At 47.4% G+C, this 5,104-nt stretch carries 4 protein-coding genes and 16 tRNA genes; 2 read left to right on the top strand and 18 right to left on the bottom strand.

Annotated elements, in window-relative coordinates; all coding sequences use genetic code 11:
• The coding region (locus AZ66_RS26660) for a LiaF transmembrane domain-containing protein (protein ID WP_044357668.1) at window positions 1-234 on the bottom strand (234 nt) is incomplete at its 3' end.
• Between the two features lie 259 nt (window positions 235-493).
• On the opposite strand from AZ66_RS26660, the gene AZ66_RS26665 reads away from it, so the two are divergent.
• Window positions 494-1,033 carry an NfeD family protein gene (locus AZ66_RS26665; protein ID WP_021258626.1) on the top strand — a complete coding sequence of 180 codons (540 nt, stop codon included), beginning with the start codon at window positions 494-496 and terminating at the stop codon, window positions 1,031-1,033.
• Window positions 1,034-1,150: 117 nt separating this feature from the next.
• Window positions 1,151-2,689 carry a flotillin family protein gene (locus AZ66_RS26670; RefSeq protein ID WP_021258627.1) on the top strand — a complete coding sequence of 513 codons (1,539 nt, stop codon included), beginning with the start codon at window positions 1,151-1,153 and terminating at the stop codon, window positions 2,687-2,689.
• A 190-nt stretch (window positions 2,690-2,879) separates the two neighbouring features.
• On the opposite strand, the gene AZ66_RS26675 is transcribed toward AZ66_RS26670, so the two are convergent.
• From AZ66_RS26675 to AZ66_RS26760, 17 genes are all read right to left on the bottom strand, one after another.
• The gene (locus AZ66_RS26675) at window positions 2,880-3,119 is read right to left on the bottom strand and encodes a hypothetical protein (protein ID WP_156160099.1); all 240 of its coding nucleotides are present in this window, start codon (window positions 3,117-3,119) and stop codon (window positions 2,880-2,882) included.
• A gap of 385 nt (window positions 3,120-3,504) precedes the next feature.
• A tRNA-Leu gene (locus AZ66_RS26685) sits at window positions 3,505-3,586 on the bottom strand.
• A gap of 12 nt (window positions 3,587-3,598) precedes the next feature.
• Window positions 3,599-3,675, bottom strand: a tRNA-Arg gene (locus AZ66_RS26690).
• Window positions 3,676-3,685: 10 nt separating this feature from the next.
• Window positions 3,686-3,760: transfer RNA gene (locus AZ66_RS26695), tRNA-Cys, on the bottom strand.
• A gap of 5 nt (window positions 3,761-3,765) precedes the next feature.
• Window positions 3,766-3,840, bottom strand: a tRNA-Gly gene (locus AZ66_RS26700).
• A gap of 3 nt (window positions 3,841-3,843) precedes the next feature.
• Window positions 3,844-3,918: transfer RNA gene (locus tag AZ66_RS26705), tRNA-Gln, on the bottom strand.
• 7 nt (window positions 3,919-3,925) lie between these two features.
• Window positions 3,926-4,001: transfer RNA gene (locus tag AZ66_RS26710), tRNA-His, on the bottom strand.
• Window positions 4,002-4,021: 20 nt separating this feature from the next.
• A tRNA-Trp gene (locus tag AZ66_RS26715) sits at window positions 4,022-4,095 on the bottom strand.
• Between the two features lie 3 nt (window positions 4,096-4,098).
• Window positions 4,099-4,184: transfer RNA gene (locus AZ66_RS26720), tRNA-Tyr, on the bottom strand.
• A gap of 4 nt (window positions 4,185-4,188) precedes the next feature.
• Window positions 4,189-4,264, bottom strand: a tRNA-Thr gene (locus AZ66_RS26725).
• Window positions 4,265-4,274: 10 nt separating this feature from the next.
• A tRNA-Phe gene (locus AZ66_RS26730) sits at window positions 4,275-4,350 on the bottom strand.
• 40 nt (window positions 4,351-4,390) lie between these two features.
• Window positions 4,391-4,467, bottom strand: a tRNA-Asp gene (locus AZ66_RS26735).
• A 5-nt stretch (window positions 4,468-4,472) separates the two neighbouring features.
• Window positions 4,473-4,548, bottom strand: a tRNA-Met gene (locus AZ66_RS26740).
• A gap of 6 nt (window positions 4,549-4,554) precedes the next feature.
• Window positions 4,555-4,630 (bottom strand) — tRNA-Val (locus tag AZ66_RS26745).
• 94 nt (window positions 4,631-4,724) lie between these two features.
• Window positions 4,725-4,799, bottom strand: a tRNA-Glu gene (locus AZ66_RS26750).
• A 7-nt stretch (window positions 4,800-4,806) separates the two neighbouring features.
• Window positions 4,807-4,899, bottom strand: a tRNA-Ser gene (locus tag AZ66_RS26755).
• Between the two features lies 1 nt (window position 4,900).
• Window positions 4,901-4,976 (bottom strand) — tRNA-Asn (locus AZ66_RS26760).
• Window positions 4,977-5,104: the final 128 nt, after the last annotated feature.

The raw sequence follows: 5,104 nt of genomic DNA on the forward strand, positions 1-5,104 counted from the left end.
GATACCGATGATCCAGGACAACTTGCCAATCAACGATATCGCCCCGAGGATGATGAAAATCCATCCGAAGAATGAATTCCCTGCCTTCACACCATAGTAGCCAAGCGCGATCAGGATGAGAGGGAACAAATAGCCAAACCAGCTGCCCAGATGAATCCCGAACTTGCTTAGTAATATGATTCCTCCCAGTGCGATCAGTACAAAAGCGAATGTGTTACCTTTGTTCGTTTGCATTCGGTTCGTCACCACCTTTCGTCGTGTCTTGCTTATGTCTTTATTTTAGATGGAAATGCATTTGCCCAAAACAGGCCGGGGACGGTTTTTGATCCTAGACTCAAGTCGGGGGTCCTGACCGACCTTTGATCGAGCCCATACTGGACTGGTCTGAAGTCGAAGTTGAAACAAAGTTTCGCCAATTACGTATATATTTCCATAACCACCCATTCGCTGCAGGCGTCACTTCCTTCAAGCGATAAGAAAGGAGCGCATCGTCATGCAAACGTTATATTGGGGATTGCTGATATTCGGCGTTTTGTACGCCATCGTCTCACTTCTGATTGGAGAGGTGCTCAGCCATGTATTCGATGGTTTAGTTGGCGACAGTCACCTTGCGGTACTTCAGCCAACCATACTCGTAAGCGGCTTAACCGCACTTGGCGCAGTCGGAGTCCTGCTTAGCCGTTATACAGCTTGGACTTCTACAACCATTCTCCTCACCGCTCTTGCTGGTGCACTTGTTGTATCCATTGGTGTCTATTTTCTATATGTAAGGCCTATGGAGAATAGTGAGAACTCCATTGGATTCTCCATTACAGAACTTGCAGGTAAGGTTGGGGAGGTCAATGTTCCGATTCCGGCTGCTGGCTATGGAGAGGTCATTGTTCGAATCGGGGCTGGAGTAACGAATCAAATTGCAGCCTCCTTCGACAAAGAAGCCATTCCTTCCGGAACGACCATCGTCGTTGTTGAAGTAAAGGGAGATACGCTGTATGTATCCCCGCTCAACGAGGAAACACTCCGTCCTACCCATTAACATCATTGCTCTTCTGTTACTGGACTTATATCCTACATTCTCACTTCGATTCGATTTATGGATTCATGTGTATTCAGGCATTGCCTATACAAATATATATAGAGGGAGCTGTATCTCATGGAGTTTAGTGAAGCATTGATCATCCCATTAATCGTTATTGGCGTCATACTCGTACTTGGCCTTGCATTCTGGGCACGCTACAAGACCGTCAGCCCAGACGAAACAATGATCGTTACTGGTTCTTATCTGGGACGCAAGAACGTATCCACCGACGAATCCGGACGCAAAATGAAAATTGTTCGCGGCGGCGGTGCATTCATCCTGCCAATCTTCCAGCAATCACAATTTCTATCCTTACTCTCACACAAGCTTGATGTAACCACACCAGAAGTATATACCGAACAAGGTGTACCCGTCATGACAGACGCTGTAGCGATCATTAAGGTAGGCGGTACTGTAGAAGATATTGCAACCGCTGCAGAGCAATTCCTAGGCAAGCCTACCGAAGCGCTGAAGAGTGAGGCTCAAGAAGTTCTCGAAGGTCATCTGCGCGCGATCCTTGGTTCCATGACCGTCGAGGAAGTATATCGCAACCGTGATCGGTTTGCTCAAGAAGTACAGGGAGTTGCTGCTAAAGATCTAAAAAAGATGGGCCTGCAAATTGTATCCTTTACGATTAAGGACGTGCGAGATAAGCACGGGTACTTAGATGCACTCGGCAAACCGCGTATCGCAGCCGTTAAACGTGATGCAGATATTGCTGAGGCAGAAGCTGTTCGTGATGCCCGTATCCAAAAGGCTAAAGCGGAAGAAGCAGGAATGAAAGCCGAGCTGCTCAGAGATACGAACATTGCTGAAGCTTCCAAAGAAAAAGAATTAAAGGTTGCTGCTTTCAAAAAAGACCAAGATCTTGCTCGTGCGGAAGCAGACCAAGCATACTTCATTCAAGAAGCACGTTCCAAGCAAAGCGTTGTTGAGGAACAAATGCGTGTCGAAATTGTTCGCAAAGAACGTGAGATTGATCTGGAAGCCAAAGAAATTCTCCGTCGTGAGAAACAGTATGATGCAGAAGTGAAAAAGAAGGCCGATGCGGATCGCTATGCTGTTGTTCAATCTGCCGAAGCTGAGAAGTCACGCAAAGTACTAGAAGCGGATGCCCTGCAGTATCGTATCGAAGCTGAGGCCAAGGCCCTCGCTGAACAGAAACGCTTAGAAGGTCTTGCGATTGCCGATGCTGAACGTGCGCGTGGTACGGCTGAAGCTGAAGTCATCCGCCTGCGTGGTCTAGCCGAAGCAGAAGCGAAAGAGAAGCTTGCTGAAGCGTTCGAGAAGTTCGGCGAAGCTGCTGTACTCGATATCGTCGTTAAGATGATGCCAGAACTCGCTGGCAAAGTCGCAGAGCCACTCAAGTCCATCGACAAGCTCACTGTCGTTGACACAGGCAATGGTGAAGGAGCAGCACGGGTAAGCAACTATGTCACACAACTCATGGCGACTGCTCCACAAATGTTAAAAGACGTATCCGGTCTGGATATTGAGAAAATGATTAAGCGATTCACCAACGGTCCTGAACAAATAAAGCATCCTCCTAAACAAATCCTTGATCCATCAGGTGATCCAAGAACAACAACTGAGCTACTCCCTGAAAAACAATAATACGCATGCAATACAAAAACAGCCTTGCCGTTCATATGAGTTATCTTCATATGACCCTGCAAGGCTCATTTTCTATTCATTTGCAACCACCCTTTTATTAAGCCAAATGACAAGCCCTGAGATGCTTTCCCTGTCTCACAAACGGGGGTCAGTCCCCCCCTAGTACCAAGCTTCAACAGCTTTTTCTCATTCACTTCCCCGCCCCTCGATATACCCCATATTTCAACATATGTTTATAAAGGCTCGTATCTAAAGCTGGAACCGTTCCCCCTTCATCTAATTCCTGTTCATTCAGTGAACTCATCTGCTTTGTAATAAGGGCTTCCAATGACAGCAATACAAATTCAACAGCTTGTCTCGGTTCAATATCTGTTCGAAAACAATTATGATCGACTCTGCTTACAAGCAATTCAATCGCATGCTCCATCATTCGCTGCTGCTTTAGGCGTAATTCTGTAATAGTTCATTAGACATCGTCATGAAGGCTTTTGCGATAAAGCCATACTTTATCGGTTCGCGTTTAAAGGCCTCCATTTTGATTTTCGACAACGGATCTAACGCTTCGAATAAATCATCAGATAGGTCAGGCAAGCTCGAAGCCACGGTCTGGAAATAATGATTCAAACACTCATCGACCAAAGTCAAATACAAGCTGCGCTTATCCGAAAAATAATGAAATAGAATGCTTTTGAAAAAATCGAAATATAGGGGTTCAACATTTATTTAATATTTTAGAGGTACTGTCATTGAGTGAGGATTTAAACATAAACAAAAAATCCTATAGGATTTTTCCTAAAGGATACTTTGTTCATTAATGGTGCCGGTGAGAGGACTCGAACCTCCACGGTTTCCCTCACGATTTTGAGTCGCGCGCGTCTGCCATTCCGCCACACCGGCCTATGAAATTATTGGCGTGCCCTGAGAGATTCGAACTCCCGACCCTTTGATTCGTAGTCAAATACTCTATCCAGCTGAGCTAAGGGCACAAAAGATGTTTGGAGGCGCCACCCAGATTTGAACTGGGGAATAAAGCTTTTGCAGAGCTTTGCCTTACCACTTGGCTATGGCGCCACATCTGGAGCGGACAACGAGATTCGAACTCGCGACCCTCGCCTTGGCAAGGCGATACTCTACCACTGAGCTATGTCCGCAAATGGCTGGGGATATAGGATTCGAACCTATGCGTGACGGAGTCAAAGTCCGTTGCCTTACCGCTTGGCTAATCCCCAAGGTATATGGGGCGATCGAAGGGAATCGAACCCTCGAGTGTCGGAGCCACAATCCGATGCGTTCACCACTTCGCCACGACCGCCATATTACATTAGAAATTGTTGGCAGGGGCAGCAGGAATTGAACCCACACCAAAGGTTTTGGAGACCTTTGTTCTACCTTTAAACTATGCCCCTATATGGTGGAGGATGATGGATTCGAACCACCGAACCCGGACGGGAACAGATTTACAGTCTGCTGCGTTTGGCCACTTCGCTAATCCTCCAAAATGGTGCCGGCGAAAGGAGTCGAACCCTCGACCTACTGATTACAAGTCAGCCGCTCTACCAACTGAGCTACACCGGCGAAATTTCTATGGTGGCTTGGGACGGAATCGAACCGCCGACACAAGGATTTTCAGTCCTTTGCTCTACCGACTGAGCTACCAAGCCTCATTGAAATCTTATTTGATTCAAGCCACTTGAAAATAAATGGCGGAGCTGACGGGATTCGAACCCGCGGTCTCCTGCGTGACAGGCAGGCATGTTAGGCCTCTACACCACAGCTCCACATTTGGTTGCGGGGGCAGGACTTGAACCTGCGACCTTCGGGTTATGAGCCCGACGAGCTACCAACTGCTCCACCCCGCGATATTATGGTGGACGCTGACGGGATCGAACCGCCGACCCTCTGCTTGTAAGGCAGATGCTCTCCCAGCTGAGCTAAGCGTCCATATTGTTGTCGTTGTTTCACTAGCGACTCTTATATCTTATCAAACTTTTTCAACTTGTTCAACCCTCAATTTTTACCAGTTGAGAAGTTATAATGGTGACCCGTAGGGGATTCGAACCCCTGTTACCTCCGTGAAAGGGAGGTGTCTTAACCCCTTGACCAACGGGCCAGATAACTGGCGGAGAGAGAGGGATTCGAACCCTCGAGACGCTTGTGGCGCCTACACGATTTCCAATCGTGCTCCTTCGACCAAACTCGGACATCTCTCCATGGCTCCCCGAACAGGACTCGAACCTGTGACAACTCGATTAACAGTCGAGTGCTCTACCAACTGAGCTATCAGGGAATATGATGTTTCAGGCTGTACCCTGAAAACTGAATGCGAAAGTTAAATGCTAGATGTTCATCCGGGGCCCCCGAAAAGTATTCGGTGTTGCTGCAAAGCTTCACGTCACTTTTTGGGGTATATCTTTT

Origin of the sequence: Paenibacillus sp. E194 (assembly GCF_000935845.1) — a bacterium.
In the GTDB taxonomy this organism is placed as follows: domain Bacteria; phylum Bacillota; class Bacilli; order Paenibacillales; family Paenibacillaceae; genus Paenibacillus_B; species Paenibacillus_B alvei_B.